Annotated in this window: 20 protein-coding genes; 7 read left to right on the forward strand and 13 right to left on the reverse strand. The window is 75.0% G+C overall.

Annotation, left to right across the window (positions count from 1 at the left end):
* The first annotated feature begins 93 nt into the window (after positions 1-93).
* Positions 94-546 (forward strand): sec-independent translocase, encoded by a 453-nt coding sequence (locus ACFVUH_RS10845; RefSeq protein WP_355363689.1) that lies wholly within the window; start codon positions 94-96, stop codon positions 544-546.
* A gap of 255 nt (positions 547-801) precedes the next feature.
* On the forward strand, positions 802-1,476 hold the full coding sequence (locus tag ACFVUH_RS10850) for a hypothetical protein (protein WP_355363691.1): 675 nt from the start codon (positions 802-804) through the stop codon (positions 1,474-1,476).
* Positions 1,477-1,548: 72 nt separating this feature from the next.
* On the opposite strand, the gene ACFVUH_RS10855 is transcribed toward ACFVUH_RS10850, so the two are convergent.
* From ACFVUH_RS10855 to ACFVUH_RS10870, 4 genes are all read right to left on the reverse strand, one after another.
* Positions 1,549-2,709: an Mrp/NBP35 family ATP-binding protein gene (locus tag ACFVUH_RS10855; RefSeq protein WP_355363693.1), complete on the reverse strand. Its 1,161-nt coding sequence runs from the start codon at positions 2,707-2,709 to the stop codon at positions 1,549-1,551.
* Between the two features lie 56 nt (positions 2,710-2,765).
* Entirely contained in the window at positions 2,766-3,317 is a 552-nt protein-coding gene (locus ACFVUH_RS10860; RefSeq protein WP_387912776.1) for a DUF1003 domain-containing protein, read from the reverse strand.
* A gap of 76 nt (positions 3,318-3,393) precedes the next feature.
* Positions 3,394-4,713, reverse strand: a complete 1,320-nt coding sequence (locus ACFVUH_RS10865) for a magnesium transporter MgtE N-terminal domain-containing protein (protein ID WP_387912488.1) — start codon at positions 4,711-4,713, stop codon at positions 3,394-3,396.
* 173 nt (positions 4,714-4,886) lie between these two features.
* Positions 4,887-5,447 (reverse strand): hypothetical protein, encoded by a 561-nt coding sequence (locus ACFVUH_RS10870; RefSeq protein WP_387912490.1) that lies wholly within the window; start codon positions 5,445-5,447, stop codon positions 4,887-4,889.
* Positions 5,448-5,590: 143 nt separating this feature from the next.
* On the opposite strand from ACFVUH_RS10870, the gene ACFVUH_RS10875 reads away from it, so the two are divergent.
* Positions 5,591-6,559: a DMT family transporter gene (locus ACFVUH_RS10875; protein WP_387912492.1), complete on the forward strand. Its 969-nt coding sequence runs from the start codon at positions 5,591-5,593 to the stop codon at positions 6,557-6,559.
* Here the strand turns inward: ACFVUH_RS10875 and corA are convergent.
* On the reverse strand, positions 6,556-7,680 hold the full coding sequence (corA, locus tag ACFVUH_RS10880; RefSeq protein WP_355363701.1) for a magnesium/cobalt transporter CorA: 1,125 nt from the start codon (positions 7,678-7,680) through the stop codon (positions 6,556-6,558). The two genes, ACFVUH_RS10875 and corA, sit on opposite strands and share 4 nt — an antisense overlap.
* A 490-nt stretch (positions 7,681-8,170) precedes the next feature.
* Between corA and ACFVUH_RS10885 the strand changes: the two genes are divergently transcribed.
* Complete coding sequence (locus ACFVUH_RS10885) at positions 8,171-8,812, forward strand: suppressor of fused domain protein (protein WP_387912493.1); 642 nt, start codon at positions 8,171-8,173, stop codon at positions 8,810-8,812.
* Between the two features lie 33 nt (positions 8,813-8,845).
* On the opposite strand, the gene ACFVUH_RS10890 is transcribed toward ACFVUH_RS10885, so the two are convergent.
* The 5 genes from ACFVUH_RS10890 to ACFVUH_RS10910 form a co-directional block, all read right to left on the reverse strand.
* Complete coding sequence (locus ACFVUH_RS10890; protein ID WP_387912495.1) at positions 8,846-9,706, reverse strand: PHP domain-containing protein; 861 nt, start codon at positions 9,704-9,706, stop codon at positions 8,846-8,848.
* A gap of 98 nt (positions 9,707-9,804) precedes the next feature.
* The gene (locus tag ACFVUH_RS10895; protein WP_355363707.1) at positions 9,805-10,443 is read right to left on the reverse strand and encodes a DUF6758 family protein; all 639 of its coding nucleotides are present in this window, start codon (positions 10,441-10,443) and stop codon (positions 9,805-9,807) included.
* Between the two features lie 388 nt (positions 10,444-10,831).
* Positions 10,832-10,978 carry a hypothetical protein gene (locus ACFVUH_RS10900; protein ID WP_350563393.1) on the reverse strand — a complete coding sequence of 49 codons (147 nt, stop codon included), beginning with the start codon at positions 10,976-10,978 and terminating at the stop codon, positions 10,832-10,834.
* A 371-nt stretch (positions 10,979-11,349) separates the two neighbouring features.
* The gene (locus ACFVUH_RS10905) at positions 11,350-12,255 is read right to left on the reverse strand and encodes an alpha/beta fold hydrolase (protein ID WP_387912497.1); all 906 of its coding nucleotides are present in this window, start codon (positions 12,253-12,255) and stop codon (positions 11,350-11,352) included.
* Between the two features lie 115 nt (positions 12,256-12,370).
* Positions 12,371-14,143, reverse strand: a complete 1,773-nt coding sequence (locus tag ACFVUH_RS10910) for a DEAD/DEAH box helicase (RefSeq protein ID WP_387912499.1) — start codon at positions 14,141-14,143, stop codon at positions 12,371-12,373.
* A gap of 654 nt (positions 14,144-14,797) precedes the next feature.
* Between ACFVUH_RS10910 and ACFVUH_RS10915 the strand changes: the two genes are divergently transcribed.
* Positions 14,798-15,529 (forward strand): ferritin-like fold-containing protein, encoded by a 732-nt coding sequence (locus ACFVUH_RS10915; RefSeq protein ID WP_350546751.1) that lies wholly within the window; start codon positions 14,798-14,800, stop codon positions 15,527-15,529.
* Between the two features lie 59 nt (positions 15,530-15,588).
* Here the strand turns inward: ACFVUH_RS10915 and ACFVUH_RS10920 are convergent, their stop codons facing one another.
* The 3 genes from ACFVUH_RS10920 to ACFVUH_RS10930 form a co-directional block, all read right to left on the reverse strand.
* The gene (locus ACFVUH_RS10920; RefSeq protein WP_387912500.1) at positions 15,589-15,918 is read right to left on the reverse strand and encodes a hypothetical protein; all 330 of its coding nucleotides are present in this window, start codon (positions 15,916-15,918) and stop codon (positions 15,589-15,591) included.
* 167 nt (positions 15,919-16,085) lie between these two features.
* Positions 16,086-16,313 carry a DUF3107 domain-containing protein gene (locus ACFVUH_RS10925; protein WP_355363714.1) on the reverse strand — a complete coding sequence of 76 codons (228 nt, stop codon included), beginning with the start codon at positions 16,311-16,313 and terminating at the stop codon, positions 16,086-16,088.
* Positions 16,314-16,444: 131 nt separating this feature from the next.
* Complete coding sequence (locus ACFVUH_RS10930) at positions 16,445-17,107, reverse strand: TetR/AcrR family transcriptional regulator (RefSeq protein ID WP_355363716.1); 663 nt, start codon at positions 17,105-17,107, stop codon at positions 16,445-16,447.
* 234 nt (positions 17,108-17,341) lie between these two features.
* Here ACFVUH_RS10930 and ACFVUH_RS10935 point away from each other — a divergent pair, with 234 nt between their 5' ends.
* Together ACFVUH_RS10935 and ACFVUH_RS10940 are read left to right on the forward strand one after the other, a co-directional pair.
* Positions 17,342-18,268, forward strand: a complete 927-nt coding sequence (locus ACFVUH_RS10935) for an alpha/beta fold hydrolase (protein ID WP_387912501.1) — start codon at positions 17,342-17,344, stop codon at positions 18,266-18,268.
* 426 nt (positions 18,269-18,694) lie between these two features.
* A complete protein-coding gene (locus ACFVUH_RS10940) occupies positions 18,695-20,332 on the forward strand; it encodes a DUF3492 domain-containing protein (protein WP_387912502.1) in 1,638 nt (545 codons plus the stop codon).
* Positions 20,333-20,374 lie beyond the last annotated feature (42 nt).

The raw sequence follows: 20,374 nt of genomic DNA on the forward strand, positions 1-20,374 counted from the left end.
CGGCTTCATCACATCAGGGGTCATGGACCCGTCGATGGCCATTACCCTGTGAGGGGCGTCCGTCCGATCCGATCGCGAGCTTAGGGAGCTTTGGTGTTCAGCGACGTGGGCACACTGGAGATCCTGACCCTGGCCATCATGGCCATCGTGATCTTCGGTCCGGACAAGCTGCCGAAGCTGATCCAGGACACGATGGGCTTCATCCGGAAGATCCGGTCCTTCGCGGACACCGCGAAGGAGGACATCCGCAGCGAGCTGGGGCCGGAGTTCAAGGACTTCGAGTTCGAGGACCTCAACCCGAAGACCTTCGTGCGCAAGCAGCTGATGGGCGGCGAGGAGGACCCGCTGGGCCTCAAGGAGATGCGGGACACCCTGGACATCCGCTCGGTGCTGGACGACAAGCCGGCCGCCGTGGTCAACGGCACCGGCCGCGCGGGCAGCGTCTCGTTCGACAAGTCCGCCGCCCCGGCCCCCGCCTCCGCCGCCCCGGCCGGTGCCCCGCTCGCCCCCGGCGAGCGCCCCCCGTTCGACCCCGACGCGACGTGACTCGCCCGCTCGCCTCCAGGGCGCTTCGGCTCGGGGCGGTGGCCTTCGGCCCGTCCTGAGGCGGGAGGAATCGGGGCGCCGACCACAGGGTTGAGCGGGGCGGCGGCGTGTGCGCCGCTATTGTGCTGATTGTTCCCGCTGTGCCGTCTGTCACTTTTCGGTCCCTTCCGGGCCGAAGACGGCCGGTGGGGAGGCCGCGGTACGCCACGATGGGAGCGCGCCACGGCAGGCACACGTCGTTGAGGAGGCCCGGGGATGGACGCGACGAGTCAGGCGGCGGGGACGGCCACGGCCGGCGGACCCGTGGTCGGCGGACAGGCCGGCCCGGCGGACCCGCTGGTGCCGTACCTGTCCGCGGACTTCCCCTGGTACGGCCTGGACGAGGGCTGGACCGGCCGCCGCTTCCTGCTGCCGAGCGGCTTCGGCGGCCCGCGGTCGGGCGCCCACGGCACCGTCGACTACGGCAGCCTCGGCCACGGCGAGGAGCCGGCCCGCCAGTACGAGCCGCGGGACGTGCGGAAGTTCGCCGTCGTCGTCACCGTCGCCCGCCGGGAGAGCCGCCGCAGCGCCGACAACACCGGCACCCTGGAGGCGACCTCCGCCTCCTCCGCGGCCTGGCTGGCGAGCTCCGGCCTGCTGGCCGCCACCTGGCCGGGCCAGCTGGACCGCGCGCGGCGCCAGGACTGGCTGGACCAGCAGTCCACGCTCGCCTGGGACCTCGCCGACGACCTGGAGGGCCCCTGCTGGTCCACCCTCAGCCTCCCGGTCAACGGTCTGCCGCAGCCGTTCCGCTACCGCGAGTCCGAGTACGGCTGGGTGCTCGCGGGCGAGGCCCGCGGCGTCCTGCTCGGCGCCTACGGCCGCGGCGTCAGCGCCTACGGCGCCGGCTTCACCGCCGTCCCCGACCTGACCGCCTACACCCGCCCGTAGCACCGCGCCGGACGCGCGCAGGGGCCCGCCGGACGATCCGGCGGGCCCCTGCGCGCGTCTGTTGGCGGCGCGTCAGAACTTGTTCTTGGGGGTGAGCCCGAGGGACAGGCCCGACAGGCCGCGCTGCCGGCCGCCGAGCTTGCCGGCGACGGCGCGCAGGGCGGCGCCGGCCGGGGAGTCGGGGGCGGCCAGGACGACCGGGCGGCCGTCGTCGCCGCCCTCGCGCAGCCGGACGTCGATCGGGATGGAGCCGAGCACCGGGACGGTGGCGCCGACGGTCCGGGTGAGCGCCTCCGCGACGGTCTGGCCGCCGCCGGTGCCGAAGACGTCGATCATCTCGTCGCAGTGCGGGCACGGCATGCCGGACATGTTCTCGATCACGCCGACGATCTTCTGGTGGGTCTGCACCGCGATGGTGCCGGCCCGCTCGGCGACCTCGGCGGCGGCCATCTGCGGGGTGGTGACGATCAGGATCTCCGCGTTGGGGACCAGCTGGGCCACCGAGATGGCGATGTCGCCGGTGCCGGGCGGCAGGTCCAGCAGCAGGACGTCCAGGTCGCCCCAGTACACGTCGGCGAGGAACTGCTGCAGGGCGCGGTGCAGCATCGGGCCGCGCCAGACCACCGGGGCGTTGCCCGGGGTGAACATGCCGATCGAGATGACCTTCACGCCGTTCGCCTGCGGCGGCATGATCATGTCCTGGACCTGGGTGGGCCGGCCCTCGACGCCCAGCATGCGCGGCACGCTGTGGCCGTAGATGTCGGCGTCCACCACGGCGACCTTCAGGCCGTCGGCGGCCATCGCGGCGGCCAGGTTGACGGTCACCGAGGACTTGCCGACGCCGCCCTTGCCGGAGGCGACCGCGTAGACGCGGGTCAGCGTGCCGGGCTTGGCGAACGGGATCTCCCGCTCGGGGGCGCCGCCGCGCAGCAGCTGGGAGAGCTCCTTGCGCTGCTCGTCGCTCATCACGTCGAGCTCGACCTCGACGCCGGTCACGCCGGGGACGCGGCCGACGGCCTCGCGGACCCGGGTGACGATGGTGTCGCGCATCGGGCAGCCCGAGACGGTCAGGTAGACCGCGACCCGCACGGCGCCGTCCTCGCCGATCTCGACCGATTTCACCATGCCGATCTCGGTGATCGGACGGTTGATCTCCGGGTCGTTGACGGTCGCCAGCGCCTGGCGCACGGACTCCTCCGTGGCGCCGGCCGCGACCTCTGTCTCGTTGGCCATGCCTTGATGGTACGGCGCCGCGCGGGGTGCATAACCGGTCGGTAGCGTGCTGCGGGTCACAGCACCTCGGAGGCCTCCCGGCGCTCGTCGATCTCCCTGAGCAGCGACTGGAGTTCGGAGCGGACGAAGTCCCGGGTGGCGACCTCGCCGAGGCCCTGGCGCAGCGCCGCGACCTCGCGGGTCAGGTACTCGGTGTCGGCGATGTTGCGGTCGCTGCGGGCCCGGTCCTGCTCCATGTTGACCCGGTCCCGGTTGTCCTGCCGGTTCTGCGCCAGCAGGATCAGCGGCGCCGCGTAGGAGGCCTGCAGGGAGAGCACCAGGGTCAGGAAGATGAAGGGGTAGTCGTCGAAGCGGGCGGCGTCGGGCAGCAGGGTGTTCCAGGCGACCCAGATGATGATCACCACGGTCATCCAGACGATGAACCGTCCGGTGCCCAGGAAGCGGGCGATCCGCTCGGAGAGCTTGCCGAAGGCCTCCGGGTCGTAGGACGGCAGGGTGATCAGCCCTGGGCGGGCGGTGCGCGGCTGGTCGAGCCGGCTGCGGGCGACCGGGCTGCTGCCGGTGGCGGGCTCGGTGCGGCGGTCCCGGGCGCCCTCGCGGGCGCGCAGTTCGCGCAGCTGGCGCAGCTGACGCAGTTCGCCCTGGAGCCGCTGGCGCGGGGACTCGTCCCGCCGGCCCTTGCGGTCAGCGTCCACCGGTCACCTCTTTCTCGTCGCGGCCGTCGGCCGGCCCGCCGGCGGGGCCCGCGGCGGGTACGCCGTGCAGCGAGGCCTCCCGCCAGTCCTCCGGCAGCAGGTGGTCCAGCACGTCGTCCACGGTGACCGCCCCGACCAGGTGGTCCGCGTCGTCGACGACCGGTGCGGCGACCATGTTGTACGTCGCCAGGTAGCTGGTGATCAGCGAGAGCGGGGTGTCCGGCGGCAGCGGGTCGAGATCGTCGTCGACCAGCGAGCCGACCAGGATGTACGGGGGCTCGCGCAGCAGCCGCTGGAAGTGCACGGTGCCCAGGTACTTGCCGGTCGGGGTCTCGTTCGGCGGGCGGCAGACGAAGACCTGCGCGGCCAGCGCCGGCTTGTGGTCGGAGACCCGCACCCGGGCCAGCGCCTCGGCCACGGTGGCGTCCGGCTCCAGCACGATCGGTTCGGTGGTCATCAGACCGCCGGCGGTGTTCTCCTCGTAGGTCAGCAGCCGGCGCACCGGCTCGGCCTCGTCCGGCTCCATCAGCTGGAGCAGCCGCTCGGCCTCGTCGCCGGGCAGCTCGGAGAGCAGGTCGGCGGCGTCGTCCGGGTCCATCGCCTCCAGGACGTCGGCGGCCCGTTCGTCCTTCAGCTTGCCGATGATCTCGACCTGGTCGTCCTCGGGCAGCTCCTCCAGGACGTCGGCGAGCCGTTCGTCGTCGAGGGCGGCGGCGACCTCGGCGCGGCGCTTGGCGGACAGGTGGTGCATGACGTTGGCGAGGTCGGCGGGGCGCAGCTGGTCGAAGGTGGCGAGCAGGTTGGCGGCGCCCTGGTTCTCCTCGGGCAGCGTGAAGCCGGTGACGTCCTGCCAGTCCAGGGTGAGCGTCTCGCCGCGCGCCTTGCGCAGCCGGCCGACCCGGCCGACCTGGACGAAGACCTTGCCGATCTCCCACTCGCGCAGCCGGGTCTGGGTCATCGCGACGTCCAGGACGGTGACGTCCTGGCCGGTCTTGGTCCAGGTGACGGTGCGGTCCAGCAGTTCGGCGAGGACGAGCGTCTCGGCGGGGCGCTGCTCGAACCGGCGCATGTTGATCACACCGGTGGTGATCACCTGGCCGGACTCCAGGCTGGTCACCCTGGTCATCGGCAGGAAGATCCGGCGCCGGCCGACCACCTCCACCACCAGGCCGAGCACCCGGGGCGGGCGCCCGCCGATCCGCAGGGCGACCACGACGTCCCGGACCCGGCCGACCTGGTCGCCGTTGGGGTCGAAGACCGCGATGCCGGAGAGGTGCGAGATGAAGACCCGGTTGCCTGGCCCTGCCATGGACTCCTGGACTCCCCTCGCCTCGCTCGACGCCTGGTCGGGCGCGCGGCCACGCCCCGCGGCCAAGCGTACTCGGGCATCTCCGCCCGGGCTCGGCGAAAGCGGGCGAATCGGTCGGCGGGGGAGAGGTGAGGGGGAGGGGCGAGGGGGAGGGCGGGACGCGTGCCGGGGCGTCAGCCCTTGCGGCGCCCCAGCAGCAGCTTCGGCAGGCCGGCCGGGATCGGACGGCGGGTGGTGGCCGGGGTGGGCAGCGGGGCCGCGACGTGCGAGTCCTCCGGCATCGCGCCGGGCCGCTCGGCGAGCTCGGCACCCGCCGTACCGGCCGGCTCCAGCCGCAGCACCCGGCACTCGCGGGCCCAGCGGTCGGTGATGGCGTCGGTGTCCGGCGCGTTCAGCCGCTTGCCCTTCAGCTCCTCGACCGCGCCCAGCCAGGCCTCGCCGCCCGGGGTCAGCTCGACCACCCGGGCCGGCCAGCCGGTCAGCCGACCGCCCTTGTCCTTGCTGCGCACGGTCACCGTCGCGCCCGCGCCGCCGGCCAGTCCGTGCAGCGGCTGCTCGGCGCCGTCGCCGACCACCACCACCGCGCCGTCGTGCCAGGCGTGCCAGAGCGCCCGCGCGTGCTCCTGGCCGTCCGCCCGGACCCAGAGCAGGCCGGACTTCTTCGCGGCCTCCTCCAGCAGGGCCCGGTCGAGGAAGTCGTCGGCGGTCGCGGCTGCGGCAGGCGTACGGTCCATGGCGCACAGCGTACGGCCTGTGCGGTGCGGCGATCGTCCACGGTTCGAGCGACAGTTCCGTGGACGGCGCACGGGCCTTACCGTAGGAGCCGCCCAGCCCAGCTCGCCCGCCCAGCCCAGCCCCCGCCGAACCGAGGAGCGCCGTGCCCGCCGCCCGGCCCGAGACCGCCGCCCCCGTCGCGGTCCCCGCCCCCGCACCCGCCGCAGCCGCCGGCCCGATACGCCCGCTCCCCAGGACGGACCTGCTGCTGCTCGCCGTCTCCGTCGCGGGCATCTCGCTCTCCGCCCCGCTGATCAGCGCCACCGCCGCGCCCGCCCTGGCCATCGCCTTCTGGCGCAACCTCATGTCGGTCGGCGTGCTCGGCCCCTACGCCCTGCTGCGCCACCGCGCCGAACTGCGCGCCGTCCCCCGCCGGGCGCTGCTGCTGGCCATGGCGGCCGGCGTGCTGCTCGCCGCCCACTTCGCGCTCTGGATGCCCAGCCTGCGGATGACCTCGGTGGCCTCCGCGACGGCCCTGGTCACCACCACCCCGCTGTGGACCATCGTGCTGATGCGGCTGCTCGGGGTGCGGGCGCCCCGGATGGTCTGGCTCGGCACGGCGGTGGCCTTCGCCGGCGTCCTGGTGCTCACCGGCGTGGACCTCTCGCTCTCACCGCGCGCCCTGGCCGGCGACGCCCTCGCGCTCGCCGCGGGCCTCGCCGCGGCCGGCTACCTGCTGCTCGGCGCCGAGGTCCGGCGCACCGTCAGCACCACCGCGTACACGCTCGTCTGCTACGCCGCCACGGCGGTCGTGCTGCTGGCGGTCTGCCTGGTGGCCGGGACGCCGCTGTCCGGCTGGCCCGCCGGGGCCTGGTGGCAGATCGTGCTGCTGATGGTCACCGCCCAGCTGCTCGGCCACTCGCTCAGCAACCGGGTGGTGCGCACCCTCGGCCCCTCGGTCACCTCGACCGCGATCCTGCTGGAGACCCCGGGCGCCGCGCTGATCGCCGCGCTCTGGCTCGGCCAGTGGCCCCCGGCCGCCGCCTACCCGGCGGTGCTGCTGATCCTGGCCGGCCTGGTCCTGGTGGCCCGCGCCGACCGGCGCCGGACGGCCGGTGGCCGGAACACCTAGAGCCAGCCGTTGCGGCGGAAGCCCCGGTACATCCCGACGCAGATCAGGACCACGCTGCCGAGCACCACCGGATAGCCGTACTTGTACTGGAGCTCGGGCATGTACTCGAAGTTCATCCCGTACACGCCGGTGATCATGGTCGGCACGGCGAAGATCGCCGCCCACGCGGTGATCTTGCGCATGTCCTCGTTCTGCGCCACCGACACCTGCGCCAGATTGGCCTGGAGCAGCGAGTTCAGCAGCTCGTCGAAGCCGTGCACCTGCTCGGTGACCCGGGCCAGGTGGTCGGCGACGTCCCGGAAGTACTTCTGGATCTCCGGGTCGACCAGTCGCTGCAGCGGCTCCGACAGCTGCTGCATCGGCCGCAGCAGCGGCGCCACCGCCCGCTTGAACTCCAGGACCTCGCGCTTGAGCTGGTACACCCGCCCGACGTCGGCGCCCCGGCCGCCGCGGTTGGAGAACACCTCGAACTCGATCTCGTCCACGTCGGTCTGCAACTGGTCCGCGACCAGCAGGTAGTTGTCCACCACGTGGTCGGCGATCGCGTGCAGCACCGCCGACGGGCCCTTGCCGAGCAGCCCGGTGCCGTCCGCGTCGGTCTCCAGCCGGTGCCGCAGCTCCTGCAGCGAGCTGTGCCCGCCGTGCCGCACGGTGATCACGAAGTCCCGCCCGGCGAACACCATCAGCTCGCCGGTCTCGACCACCTCGCTGGTCGGGGTGAGCTGGTCGTGGTCGACGTACCGGATCGTCCGGAAGACGGCGAACAGCACGTCGTCGTAGCGCTCGACCTTGGGCCGCTGGTGCGCGTGCACCGCGTCCTCGACCGCCAGCGGGTGCAGCCCGAACCGCTGCGCGATGCCCTCGAACTCCGCCTCGGTCGGCTCGTGCAGCCCGATCCAGCTGAACGAGCCCTCGCCGTCCGGAAGTTGCTTCGAGGCCTTGACCAGCCGGGCCGCCTCGCGCGGGCTGCAGGTCTCGCCCTGGCGCTTCCCGTGCTGGTAGACCGCGCAGTCGACGACCGCCGACGGCGTCTGGCCCGGGTGGATGGAGTCGAACAGGGCCGCGGCGGAACGGCGGCGGTTGGTGCGGACGGCTGCGCGCAGGCTGCTGATCATCGACATGGCAGGCTCCCTTGGGCAGGAACCGACGCACGGTGACGCGGCAACGGGCGGCCGCGGTGCGACGGCGGAGGAACACCGATGGACTCCGGCGCCTGCGGCCGCCCCTGAGTGCCTTGCCGGGGCACGGGGAACGGAACGACCGGACGTCGGTGGGGTGCTCTCCCGGCCGGACCGGAGTTCCGCCGCGCGTCGGCACGGGAGGCTGGGGTCCGCGGTGCTGGGGGGAGGCCCGGCGGCTGCCGGGGCTCTCAGGCCCGCTGTTTCAGCCCGCGTTCCGAGGGGTACGGGGAAGGCGATCGGGCCGGGTAGAGCTGCCGGTACTGCATGGTCGGCTGGTATCCACCGCAACCACCTCCTTCGCGCCGCTGCCCCGAGGACGGAATCCCCGGTAGCCAGTCGCTCACACTAACATCCGATCCGCCTTTACCGCGCCCGCGTTCACGTAAAGGCCGTGCCAACACCCCGCGGTCCGCGGGTTACGCTCACCGGCATGGCCCACGACTTCCCGCTCTTCGGCGACCCCTCCGGCGGCAGCCCGCACGGCCCCTCCCGCACCGCGGTGCTGGCCGCCGTCGAGGCCCGGCTGCTCACCGTCTTCGGCGAGCCGAACGGCCGTGCCGCCGTCACCTTCCTCGGCGCCGACCGCATCGAGGTGCTGCGCTTCGGCCCGGACGCCGAGGGCCTGGTGCGCTACGCGACGCTCGGGATGTCCGCCGCGCCGATGGCCGACCCGACCGCGGCGGTCGTCGACCAGGTCCGCGGGCCGCGCGCCGAGCTGGTCCTGACGATCCGCGGCGGGCGCGACGGCGTGCTCCGCGCGCTCGCCACCTTCGCCGCGACGCCCCAGGTGGAGGGCCTGGTGGTGGCCCCCGGCGGCTCGCTGGACCTCGGCGCCCCGCTCTGGGACGGCGCGCCGTTCACCTCCGTCCTGGCGGCCGAACCCGGCGGCCTGGTGGAGGACCTGGAGCTGGACGGGCCGGCCGACCCGGTGCGCTTCCTGCCGCTGCTGCCGATGACGCCCAACGAGGCGGGCTGGAAGCGGGTGCACGGCGCGGCGGCGCTGCAGGAGCGCTGGCTCCAGCACGGCACCGACCTGCGCGACCCGGAGCGCCGGGGCGTGCGGCTGGACTGACCCGGCGTCACGACGCCGGGAGGGCGGGGGCGCTCAGCCGCCGATCGGCTTGGCGCCGGTCGCCTGCTCCACGATCGCCTCGTAGACGGCCGGGTCGGTGGTGAACTCGCCGAGGCGGACGGTCTTGCGGCTGCCGTGGTAGTCGCTGGATCCGGTGGTCAGCAGTCCCAACTCGACTGCCAGGCCCCGCAGATGATCCCGGGTCGGCTCGTCGTGGTCGATGTGGTCGACCTCCAGCCCGGCCAGTCCGGCCGCCGCGAGGCCGGCGATGACCTCGTCGGAGACGGTCCGCCCGCGCTTGACCGCTCCCGGGTGGGCGAAGACCGGCACCCCGCCGGCCGCCCGGACCAGCCGGACCGCCGTCACCGGGTCGGTCTCGTGCTTGCGGACGTCCGCCCGGCCGCCGTTGGCGAGCCAGTCCGCGGTGAACGCGTCCGACACCGTGGCCACCACACCCGCCTCCACCAGCGCGCTGGCGATGTGCGGACGGCCCACCGAACCTTCCCCGGCGATCCGTTGCACCTGCTCCCAGCTGATGTCCGCGCCCAGCTCCCGGCAGCGCTCGACGATCGCCCGCCCGCGCCGGAACCGGTCGGTGCGCACCAGCTCGCGCTCCGCCGCGAAGTCGGGCTCGGCCGGGTCGAAGAGGTAGGCGAGCAGGTGCATCGAGATGCCGTCCACCACGCAGGACAGCTCCGCGCCGGGCACCAGCGTCAGCCGGGTGCCGGTGGGCAGCGCGTGCACCGCGTCGGCCGCCTCGGCATGGCCCGCCACCGTGTCGTGGTCGGTCAGCGCCACCACGTCCAGCCCGGCCCCGACGGCCGCCGCGACCAGTTCGGCCGGGCTGTCCGTGCCGTCGGAGGCGTTGCTGTGGGCGTGGAGGTCGATGCGCACGGGTGGTGGCTCCCTCGGTCGGCGCGGGCGGCGCTGTCGCCGGCACGGCCTGCCGGCGGGGTGACGCCCAGGATAGTGCGACCGCGGCGGGGGGTCGCTCAGCCGAGCAGCTGGGGCGACAGGGCCCCGCAGGGCAGCAGGTCCAGCTCCGCGCCGGCATCCCGCAGATCGGTCAGCACCAGCTCGTCGTACATCACCAGGGCCGACTGCTCCGGCCAGGCCACCGCCCAGAGCCAGAGGCCGCGGGCCTCGCCGACGAACACCGCCCGGTCCGCCGGGGCGTCCGGCACGTGGAACATCGGCGTCGGCCGGCCGGCCGCCATCAGCTTGGCGTCGGCGGGCTTGTAGAGGCCGACCGAGTCACCCGGGTCCGGGCCGGACAGCCCCGCGTACCGGGCGCCGAGCCCCACCCCCAACTCCTCGGCGACCAGCACCAGTTCGCCGAAACCGCCCAGCGGGGCCGGTCCGGAACAGGCGACGGCGGTGGCCCGGGCCCCCGAGACGTCGTCGCCGACGTGCGCGATCCCGGTGTACAGCCAGCCGACCGGCAGCGGCCAGGGCAGCCAGACGGGGACCTGGGAACGGGCGACGGCGACGCCGAGCGCCTCCACGCTCGGGGGCAGCACCGGCTGCATCGGGTGCACCGCGCCGTGCCGGTCGCACTGCCACGTGTCTGAGAACAGACCGGGGGCGCGGACCCGACCGGCGCACCTCGGGCAGCTTGGCTCGCCCCTCATAGCCGTCAACGCTCCTCCCTCCGGACCGCCGCGTCAAGGACGGTCACCCGTACGGAGGGCGGCTCGGCGGCACCTGTCGGCGGCGGGTGCCCGCGCGGCGCGGGGTGGGCGCGTGCGGGCGGCTCCTGTTGGGAAATGTCCAGTGCGGAGCGGCGGCAAACGTCGGCCACGTGCGCCGGGGTGCGCCCTCCGGACGGCGCCCGGCGCGTCGTACCGGGTTGACGTGCGCGGGGGTGCGCGGCGGCGCCGCCGTGGCCCGGAAAACACTGACGCCCCGTTGTCGCTGCTGCGATGACGGGGCGTCAGTCGGGTATCGGAACGTCCGGGTCGGACGGGCCGGGCTCGTCGGCGGCCGGGGAGTGTTCGGGCTCCCGGGGGCCGCGCCCGGTCAGACGGTCGGGCACGGACGGATGAGCAGGCGTTCGCCGGTGCGGGCGGCGGCCTGGACGAGCTCGCGGACGGTCTCGGCGTCGGCGATGAGGCGGTCGGTGGCGGTGCCGTGGGCGTCGTCCAGTCGGAGGATCTCGAAGCGCATGGGCCTGTCCTTTTCTGACCCCGTCGGGCGGGGCGGTCGTGGCTGAGTCGGTATCAGCCTGTTCGGGGTCCGTCGGGTCGGTTCGTCGGCCGACCGCTGTCGCGACAAAGAGGGCTCCCCCCTGCTCGCCAAAGGCGTGTGGTCCCTCGTGAACCACGCTGCGGTGGCGCTGCTGCCGGGTCGTTGCCCGTCCGTGAAGTCCTGGTTTCGGATGGATCGCGTCGACGGAACGCCGACGGCACTGTCGACGATGTTTCCAGGACCGAATCAAATATTACCGCAACTAACGAATTTTGTCGCCCCTCTTGTACCAGGGACCTCCGGGAACCGTCGAGGTGGGGCCCCGGGGTCGGCCCGAAGGGGCCCGGGGGTCAGCCCCAGAGGGCCAGCAGGGCCTCGGCGGTGGCGGCCGGCCGCTCGGCATTCGGGGAGTGCCCGGCGTCCGCGACCACGACCCGGCGGGCGCCCAGCCGCCGTGCCATCGCGGTCTGCTCCGGCACCGGCCAGGCGTAGTCCCGCACGCCGGAGAGCACCAGGGCGGGCAGGCCGGCGGCGACCACGGCGGCCAGCTCCTCCACCCGGTCCGGCGCGGCGACCAGGTGGCCGCCGGTGGTGATCAGCGCCTGCGGCACGTTCGCCAGCCAGCGGCGGTGCAGGAAGGCGGCCACCTCGGGGGACGGGCGGCGGGCGCGGTCCCCGCTGCCCTCCTCCATGTCCTGCATCAGCCGCCAGATCTCCTCCAGGCCCATCGTGGGCAGGACGCCGATCAGCAGCCGGGTCCGCTCCGCCTCGGCCGGGTCGATCGCCCCGGGGCCGGTGGACATCAGCGTCAGCGAGGCCCACGGCAGTGCCGCGCCGCCTGCCGCGGCCTGCGCCAGAACGGCCTGCGCCAGAACGGCCTCGCGGACCACCTGGCCGCCGAAGGAGTGGCCCAGCAGGTGCAGCGGCCCGGCGCCGTCCTCGGCCAGCAGCGCGGCGGTGAGCGCCCGCACGTCCGCGCCCAGCGCGGCCGGCTCGTAGGCGGCCGGGTCGTCCGGCCCGCCCGTCTCGTACTGCCCGCGCTGGTCGACGGCGGTCACCCGGTAGCCGGCCGCGGCGAGCGGCTCCAGCAGCGCGATGAAGTCCTCCTTGCTGCCGGTGAACCCGGGCACCAGCAGCGCCGAGCCGCGCACGGCCCCGGCGGGCTCGGCCCGCAGCGCCGCGAACTCCCCGCGCGCCGTCACCACCCTCAGGGCACGCGCACAGGACGGGAGGGCGAGGAACGGCGGCGTGCTCATGAACGGACCTCCGGCGACCGGGGCGAACTGGCGGGTAACCCCGAGCCTAGATCTTCCCCGGGAACGCCGAAGGGGCGGCCCGGGGGTCCGGGCCGCCCCTTGCGGGGATGCGGGGTCAGCTCTCCGGGGTCGCCTCGGGGGCGGCCGCCGGGCGGCGGGTCCGGGTGCGGGTGCGCTTCGGCTTCTCGGCGGCCGGGGCGTCGGCGGCCGGGGCCTCGACGACGGCCTCGGCAGGGGCGGCGGCCACGGTCTCGGCCGGAGCCTCGGCCTTCGCCCGCGAGCGGGTGCGGGTGCGCTTCGGCTTCTCGGCGGCCGGGGTCCCGGTCGCGGCCTCGGCGGGGGCGGCCTCCACGACGGCGGCCTCCGCGACGGTGGTGGCGGCCTCGGCCGCGGTGCCCTCGCCCGACGCCGAACCGCGCGAGCGGCGACGGCGGCGGCGCGGCGCCGCTTCCTCGCCCTCGGCGCCCTCGACGGCGGCCGGAGCCTGCGGCGCGCGGGGCGCGACAGGTGCGTCGGGCGCCCCGTCGACGACGGCCGCGACCTCGTCCACCGCGCTGCCCCGGCGGGTGCGCCGGCGCTCGCGGGGCTGGCGGGCCGGCTTCTCCTCGGCGGCGGCCGGCTCGGTGGCGGCCGCGGCCCGGCCGGAGCCGCTCCGCCCGCCCCGTCCGCGCCCACCGGAACGCGAACCGCGCCCGCCGGTCTCGCCGAGGTCCTCGACCTCCTCCGCGCCGAGCCCGGCCCGGGTCCGCTCCGAGCGCGGCAGGATGCCCTTCGTCCCCGGCGCGATCTTCAGCAGCTCGTACAGGTGCGGCGAGGTGGAGTAGGTCTCCTCCGGCTCGTTGAACGGCAGGTCCAGCGCCTTGTTGATCAGCTGCCAGCGCGGGATGTCGTCCCAGTCGACCAGGGTGACGGCGGTGCCCGAGGCGCCGGCCCGGCCGGTGCGGCCGATCCGGTGCAGGTAGGTCTTCTCGTCGTCCGTGCACTGGTAGTTGATCACGTGCGTGACGCCCTCGACGTCGATGCCGCGGGCCGCGACGTCGGTGCAGACCAGCACGTCGACCTTGCCGTTGCGGAACGCCCGCAGCGCCTGCTCGCGGGCGCCCTGCCCGAGGTCGCCGTGCACGGCGCCGGCCGCGAAGCCGCGCTGGGTCAGCTGGTCGGCGACGTCGGCGGCGGTCCGCTTGGTGCGGCAGAAGATCATCGCCAGCCCGCGGCCGTCGGCCTGCAGGATGCGCGAGACCATCTCCACCTTGTCCAGCGAGTGCGCGCGGAAGATGTGCTGCTCGATGTTGGCGACGGTGGTGCCGGTGTCGTCCGGCGCGGCGGCGCGGATGTGCGTCGGCTGGCTCATGTACCGGCGGGCGAGGTTGATGACCTGGCCCGGCATGGTCGCAGAGAACAGCAGGGTCTGCCGCTTGGCGGGCAGCATGGTGATGATCTTCTCGACGTCCGGCAGGAAGCCGAGGTCGAGCATCTCGTCGGCCTCGTCCAGGACCAGCGCGCGGACCTTGGAGAGGTTCAGCTTCTTCTGGCCGGCCAGGTCGAGCAGGCGGCCGGGGGTGCCGACGACGATGTCGACGCCCTTCTTCAGCGCCTCGACCTGCGGCTCGTAGGCACGGCCGCCGTAGACGGCGAGCACGCGGACGTCACGGACCTTGCCGGCGGTCTGCAGGTCGTTGGTGACCTGGGTGCACAGCTCGCGGGTCGGTACGACGATCAGCGCCTGCGGGCAGTCGGAGAGCTGCTCCTCCTGCGCGCGGCCGGCGTCGACGTCGGCCCGCACGACGACCCGCTCGATCAGCGGGAGGCCGAAGCCGAGGGTCTTGCCGGTGCCGGTCTTGGCCTGGCCGATGACGTCGTGGCCGGTCAGCGCGACCGGCAGGGTCATCTCCTGGATCGGGAAGGGGTGGACGATGCCGACGGACTCGAGGGCCTCGGCGGTCTCCGGGAGGATTCCCAGGTCCCGGAAAGTGGTCTTCGTGGGTTCAGCGGTGGTGGACAGGGTGCTGCCTCTTCCGTGTGGAGGGGCCGAGAGCGAGCGGCGGGCGGGCAGCCGCGCGGCTGCGTACGGGCCTGGACGGCCCCGAATACAGCTGCGCGGACGCACAACCGCGCCGGTCCCTGCGGCCGGCCGGTGCGCGCGGCCCGGTCAAGGGGGCGCGTCGCCGGCGGCGTCGGGGAGGATTCCCGTGAGGGACCTGCGCGGGACCTGCGCCGACTGGCGCGGTCTCGGCGGCCCTCGCTCGGCCACATGCGGTGCCAAGGCTTGAGGTCCAAACCCTGGTCGGAGCCGATCGGCTCTCCGACCGGGCATCCGCGTACGTTGAGAACCCGGCTTCCGCGCGGCGCGTCCGAGGGGACGGAGCCGCTGCGGGGCGGGCTTGCCCGGGACACCGAGACGGCGGTGACACCGTGCGAGCACGACGGGCCTCCGTACCACCATACAGTCACCCGACGACTCGAACACGTGACGCGGGCGACATCGCAGGTCGGAGCGGTGGAAGGGGTGCCCGGGGACGGAGCGGCACTAAGGTGGCGGGTCATGGAGAACCGTGGTGAGACGCAGGACGACGTGGCGGCCGGCTCGATCGGCGACTGGGCGGCCTGCTCGGCCGACCCCGGGTACCGGGCCGCCGTACTGGACCTGCTCGGCGCCCTCGCGTACGGCGAGCTGAGCGCCTTCGAGCGGCTCGCCGAGGACGCCAAGCTCGCGCCCGACCTGGCGGACAAGGCGGCGCTGGCCCGGATGGCCTCCGCCGAGTTCCAGCACTACCAGCGGCTGCACGACCGGCTCGCCGAGATCGGTGCCGACCCGCAGGAGGCGATGCGGCCGTTCGTCGAGCCGCTGGAGCTCTTCCACCGGATGACCGCGCCCTCGGACTGGCTGGAGGGCCTGGTCAAGGCCTACGTCGGCGACGCCATCGCGACCGACTTCTACCGCGAGGTGGCCGTCCGGCTCGACGACGACACGCGGGATCTCGTCCTCGGCGTCATGTCCGACACCGGGCACGCGCAGTTCGCCGTCGACAAGGTCCGCCAGGCCATCGAGGCCGACCCGCGGGCCGGCGGCCGGCTCGCCCTGTGGGGCCGGCGGCTGATGGGCGAGGCGCTCAGCCAGGCGCAGCGGGTGGTCGCCGAGCGCGACGCCCTCTCCAACCTGCTGGTCGGCGGCGTCCGGGTGCAGGGCTTCGACCTGGTCGAGGTCGGAAAGATGTTCAACCGGATCACCGAGGCGCACACGCGCCGGATGGCGGCGCTCGGCCTGGCGTCCTGACCCGGCGGCCGGGGCGGACGGACGGCGCGTAGCGGCGTGAGCAGCGCGTGCGGGGCGGCTCAGGCGGGCCGGTGGCGCCGGTGCGCGCCCGCCCGGTGCGGGCGGTGCTGCGGACGGTGCCGGTGGGCCGGTGCCCGTCCGGCGGCCAGGTCGGGCCGGGCCAGCACCGAGGTGAGCAGCGCCGAGGCGAGGGCCGAGACCGCGATGCTCGCCGCCGGGTAGCGGCCGTCCAGGGTGAAGTGCGCGATCACCCCGGTGAGCAGCGCCGAACCCAGGGCCGTGCCCAGCGTCAGTGGCCGCCCGGCGCGGAAGTACGCGGGCCACGACAGCAGCGCGGCGGCGCCGACGACCACGCCGACGAGGGCGAAGGCGAACGTCTCGACCAACAAGGATGCCTCCCCGGGGGACGGGCGTCCGGCGCGCGGCCGGCCGTACTGTCGCCGTACCCCGGTCGCACCACCCGTACACCCGGCCCGGCCGGTGCGGCCGGTGCGGAAACGACGGTGCCCCGCTCCCTCACGGCGGAGGGAGCGGGGCACCGGCCGAGGCCCGTGGCTCAGAGCGTGCCGAAGCCGACCTTGCGCGCGGCCGGCTCGCCGATCTCCACGTACGCCAGGCGGTCGGCCGGGACGATGATGCGACGGCCGTGCTCGTCACTCAGGGAGAACACCTTCTCGGTGCCCTCCAGCGCCTTCGCGACCGCGCTCTGGACCTCATCGGCAGTCTGCGAGCTCTCGATCACGATCTCGCGCGGCGCGTTCTGCACGCCGATCTTGACCTCCACGGCTTCCGTCCCTCCGGGGTTGCAGCCATCCACGCGCGGTACCGCACCGCCTGGGACAAGCGGTCGCGGCGACCGCGCCGTACGGCTTCACCATAGAGCACCGGATCGGCGCCCCGACGACGGTCGGTGGATCACCGGTCCGCCGCGGGGCCCTCCGGGGCGTCGCCGTTCGGGTGCATCGGGAAGCCCTTCAGCCCGCGCCAGGCCAGGCTGGCGACCAGCCGCACGGCCTCGTCGCGCGGGATCTCCAGGCCCTGCGACAGCCAGTAGCGGGCGGTGATCTGGGCCAGTCCGCAGACGCCCGCGGCCAGCAGCTTGGACTCCGCCTCCGGCAGGTCGGTGTCCTCCTGGATCACCTTGCTGACCAGCGTCGCGCTGGCCTCGGCGGCCCGCTCGACCCGCTCGCGCACGGCCGGCTCGTTGGTCAGGTCCGACTCGAAGACCAGCCGGAACGCGCCCGACTCGCTGGAGACGTAGTTGAAGTACGCCTCCATCGTCGCGGCGACCCGCAGCTTGTTGTCGGTGGTCGTCTCCAGGGCCTCCCGCGTCGAGTCGACCAGGGCGTCGCAGTGCTTGTCCAGCAGCGCCAGGTAGAGCTCCAGCTTCCCGGGGAAGTGCTGGTACAGGACCGGCTTGCTCACCCCGGCACGGTCGGCGATGTCGTCCATGGCGGCCGCGTGGTAACCCTGCGCGACGAACACCTCCTGGGCGGCACCGAGCAGTTGTTCACGGCGGGCGCTTCGCGGCAGGCGGGCACCGCGCGGGCGCTCCTGCGCCTCCTGGATGGCCGTCACGGCGCTCCTCACTTCACGGGTCGTACGGGGTCGGCAAGATGACCGATTCTACTTTCGGGTAACCGCGTTCGCGCTTGCCAGGCACGAGAAAAGCGGCGATCCCCCTTGTCAGGAGCCCACAATACGGCGCCCACCACGGCCGTCGGCAGTGCCGAGGGGCCCTGAACGGGGAACTCCGGGGCCCCGGGCGGCCCGGGGGGCCGCGGCGGCACCGGCTCACTACCATCGTCCCCCATGGACAGCGCTGAGCAGCAGATACTCCCGGCACCGGCCGCCCTGGCGCCGCTGCGCACCGTCGAGGTGCCCGGCGCCACCCTGGCCGTGCACCGGCCCGCCGGGGACCCCGCCCCGGACGGCGGGCGGGCGCCGGCGCTGTTCGTGCACGGGCTCGGCGGCTCGGCCGCCAACTGGACGGAGCTGATGGCCCGGCTCGCCGGACAGCTCGACGCCGAGGCCGTCGACCTCCCCGGCTTCGGCGACTCCGCCCCGCCCGCCGACGGCAACCTCGGCCTCTCCGGGCACGTGCGCGCCGTCATCGGCTACCTGGAGGCCACCGGCCGCGGCCCCGTCCACCTCTTCGGCAACTCGCTCGGCGGCGCGGTCGCCGTCCGGCTCGCCGCCCTGCGCCCCGACCTCGTCCGCAGCCTCACCCTCGTCTCGCCGGCCCTGCCCGAGCTGCCCCCGCAGCGCACCGCCTGGTCCACCGGGCTGCTCGCCGTCCCCGGCCTGCCCGCGCTGCTGCGCCGGCTGCCCGCCGGTCGGCGCGGCCCCGAGCAGGCCACCGACGACCTGCTCCGGCTCGTCCACGGCGACCCCGACGGGGTCTCCGCGGCCGCCCGCGCCGAGGCCGTCGCCCAGTACCGGCGGCGCGTCGAGCTGCCCCACGCGCTGCCGGCACTGGTCGGCTCGGTGCGCGGCATCGTCTCCGCCTACACCGAGCGCGGCGACCAGGCGCTGTGGCGGCAGGCGACCCGGGTCGAGGCCCCGGTCCTGCTGGTCTACGGGCTGCGCGACAAGCTCGTCTCCTACCGCTCCGCCCGCCGGGCCTGCGCGGCCTTCGCGGACTCCCGGCTGCTGGTGCTCCCGGAGTCCGGGCACGTCGCCATGATCGAGCACCCCGACGCGGTCGCCCGCGCCGTGCGCGAACTGCTCCGGGCCTGACGCCCGCTCCCGGCGGAACCGCCCCGCCCGACCGTGGGGCCCGACGGCGGGGCCCGACGGACACCCCGTGATCGGCCGGCGTTAACGCCATGATCGGGACGAGGTCACTCCGGTTCACTCGTTCAGGTGGCAGCCAGGCATGTGACCGATGGATTGCCCCGGGCCGGACCTACCTTTCTGCTGTCGGACCGAACAGGTGTGGGGGAGCCGCGGCCGCCGGAGAACCCGGAGGGCGGCCGCGCGGGGGACTCCGGCAGCCGGTGGCGGTCGCCGGCCCGGCCGGGGTGCCCTGCGACGGACCGCCTTCCCCCGGACCGCCCCCGCGGAGCACGCGCCCGACGCGTCGCCCGCTCGGCCCGCTCAGCCCTCCACATCCGCCAGGTCCGCCCAGCCACCCGTCGATCCGCTCTGCTCTGGAGGTCCCCCGTGCGCGTTGCACTGCTCACCGAGGGTGTGCGCCCGCACGCCCCGCGTGGCACCGGCGGCTGGTGCGACCGGCTGGTGGACGGCCTGCGCGAGCACGACTTCGAGCGGTACGACGTCCGCACCGGGGTGCCGCGCCCGGCCGGCCGGACCCCCGGCGCGCTGCGCGGCCGTCGCCACGCCGCCGCCTACGAGCAGTTCGTCCGCGCCCTGCTCCACCCCGTCGACCGCGCCGCCTTCGGCCCACGCCTGTACCGGCTCGCCGACCTCGCCCGCGCCGACCGCGCCCTGCCCGCCTTCCTGGTCTCCGCCCACGCCCGCCGCGTGCTGGAGCGGGTCTGGCGCGCGCCCGGCGCCGACACCTCCGCCGGACGGCCCCTGGTCTGCGACGTCCTGGTCGCCGCCGACCTCCTCGAACGGTGCCTGCGGCCGCTGTCCGCCCCCTGGTACGGCACCGCCCCCGGCGGCCTGGGCGCCGCCGACCTCTGCCACGTCGTCGGCGGCGGCCCGGCCGCGCTGCCCGCGCTGGTCGCCAAGCAGCTGCACGGCGTCCCGTTCGTGGTCACCGAGCACGGGCCGCACCTGCGCGAGCAGTACCTCGACTATCACGGGGCCCGCCACCGGTGGCCGGTGCGGGCGCTGCTGCTCGCCTTCTTCCGGGCACTCACCGAGGAGACCTACCGGCAGGCCGCGATACTCACCCCCGGGAGCGCCCACGACCAGCGGTGGCAGGTGCGCTGCGGGGCCGATCCGGCGCGCACCCGGGTGGTGTACGAGGGCACCCCGGCGGTCGACCGCCCCGCCGCCGGCCCCGAACCGGCGGCACCCACCCTGGTCTGGGCGGGCGCCCTGGAACCGGGCCGCGACCCCGGACTCGCGCTGCACGCCTTCGCCGGGGTCCGCGCCGAGCTGCCCGCCGCGCGCCTGGTCGTCCACGGCGAGGAGACCGTCCCCGGCTACCGGGCGCACTGCGCGGCCGTCGCCGAACGGCTCGGGGTGGCCGGGGCGGTCGAGTTCGCCGGCCGGCCGCGCTCGGCGGACGGCGTCTGGGCCGACGGCACCGTCGTCGTCTTCTCCGCGCTCTCCCAGCGCCGGCCCGGGCCGCTCGCCGACGCGATGCTGAGCGGCCGCGCGGTGGTCGCCACCGACGTCGGGGTGGCCCGCGAGGTGCTCGGCCCCACCGGGCTGCTCGTCCCGCCCCGCGAGCCGCGGGCCCTGGCCGGGGCCTGCCTCGCCCTGCTGCGCGACGAGGAGCGCCGGGCCCGCCTGGGGCTGGCCGGCCGCCTGCGGGCGCAGGAACGCTTCGCCGTCGAGCCGGTGACCGGGGCCTTCCGGGAGATCTACCTGGAACTCGTCTCCCACTGGCCGGCCTTCCCGACCCCGGCCCCCGCCCCCCGCCCCTTCACCCGCCCCGCCGAGTACTGGCTCACCGACCGCGGCCCTGCCCCGGTGACCGCTCGCCCCGCCGCGGTGACTCCGGCCCCGGCCGCCGGTCCCGCGATCGTGCCGCGGGCAGGCGCCGCCACGGCCTCGGCGGGTGCGTCGAGCGGGGGCCGTGGGGTGGAGGGTGTTCCTTCCGGTGGGCGGGCCGGTGCGGCTGGGGCGGCCGGGTGGGCCGGGGCGTTTGCGGAGGCGCTCTGATGGCGGGGGGCGGGGGTGCCGGGGTGGGGGAGGCGGTGCGGT

The sequence above is a fragment of the Kitasatospora sp. NPDC058032 genome, assembly GCF_042885845.1.
Lineage (GTDB): Bacteria > Actinomycetota > Actinomycetes > Streptomycetales > Streptomycetaceae > Kitasatospora.

Excerpts from the sequence above, each read along its gene's own strand:
- ACFVUH_RS10915 (WP_350546751.1), top strand. The coding sequence starts at position 14,798 with ATGGAGAACCGTGGTGAGACGCAGGACGACGTGGCGGCCGGCTCGATC.
- ACFVUH_RS10850 (WP_355363691.1), top strand. The coding sequence starts at position 802 with ATGGACGCGACGAGTCAGGCGGCGGGGACGGCCACGGCCGGCGGACCC.
- ACFVUH_RS10870 (WP_387912490.1), bottom strand. The coding sequence starts at position 5,447 with ATGGACCGTACGCCTGCCGCAGCCGCGACCGCCGACGACTTCCTCGAC.
- ACFVUH_RS10895 (WP_355363707.1), bottom strand. The coding sequence starts at position 10,443 with ATGAGGGGCGAGCCAAGCTGCCCGAGGTGCGCCGGTCGGGTCCGCGCC.
- ACFVUH_RS10865 (WP_387912488.1), bottom strand. The coding sequence starts at position 4,713 with ATGGCAGGGCCAGGCAACCGGGTCTTCATCTCGCACCTCTCCGGCATC.
- ACFVUH_RS10905 (WP_387912497.1), bottom strand. The coding sequence starts at position 12,255 with ATGAGCACGCCGCCGTTCCTCGCCCTCCCGTCCTGTGCGCGTGCCCTG.
- ACFVUH_RS10900 (WP_350563393.1), bottom strand. The coding sequence starts at position 10,978 with ATGCGCTTCGAGATCCTCCGACTGGACGACGCCCACGGCACCGCCACC.
- corA (WP_355363701.1), bottom strand. The coding sequence starts at position 7,680 with ATGTCGATGATCAGCAGCCTGCGCGCAGCCGTCCGCACCAACCGCCGC.
- ACFVUH_RS10910 (WP_387912499.1), bottom strand. The coding sequence starts at position 14,143 with ATGACCCTGCCGGTCGCGCTGACCGGCCACGACGTCATCGGCCAGGCC.
- ACFVUH_RS10885 (WP_387912493.1), top strand. The coding sequence starts at position 8,171 with ATGGCCCACGACTTCCCGCTCTTCGGCGACCCCTCCGGCGGCAGCCCG.
- ACFVUH_RS10935 (WP_387912501.1), top strand. The coding sequence starts at position 17,342 with ATGGACAGCGCTGAGCAGCAGATACTCCCGGCACCGGCCGCCCTGGCG.
- ACFVUH_RS10855 (WP_355363693.1), bottom strand. The coding sequence starts at position 2,709 with ATGGCCAACGAGACAGAGGTCGCGGCCGGCGCCACGGAGGAGTCCGTG.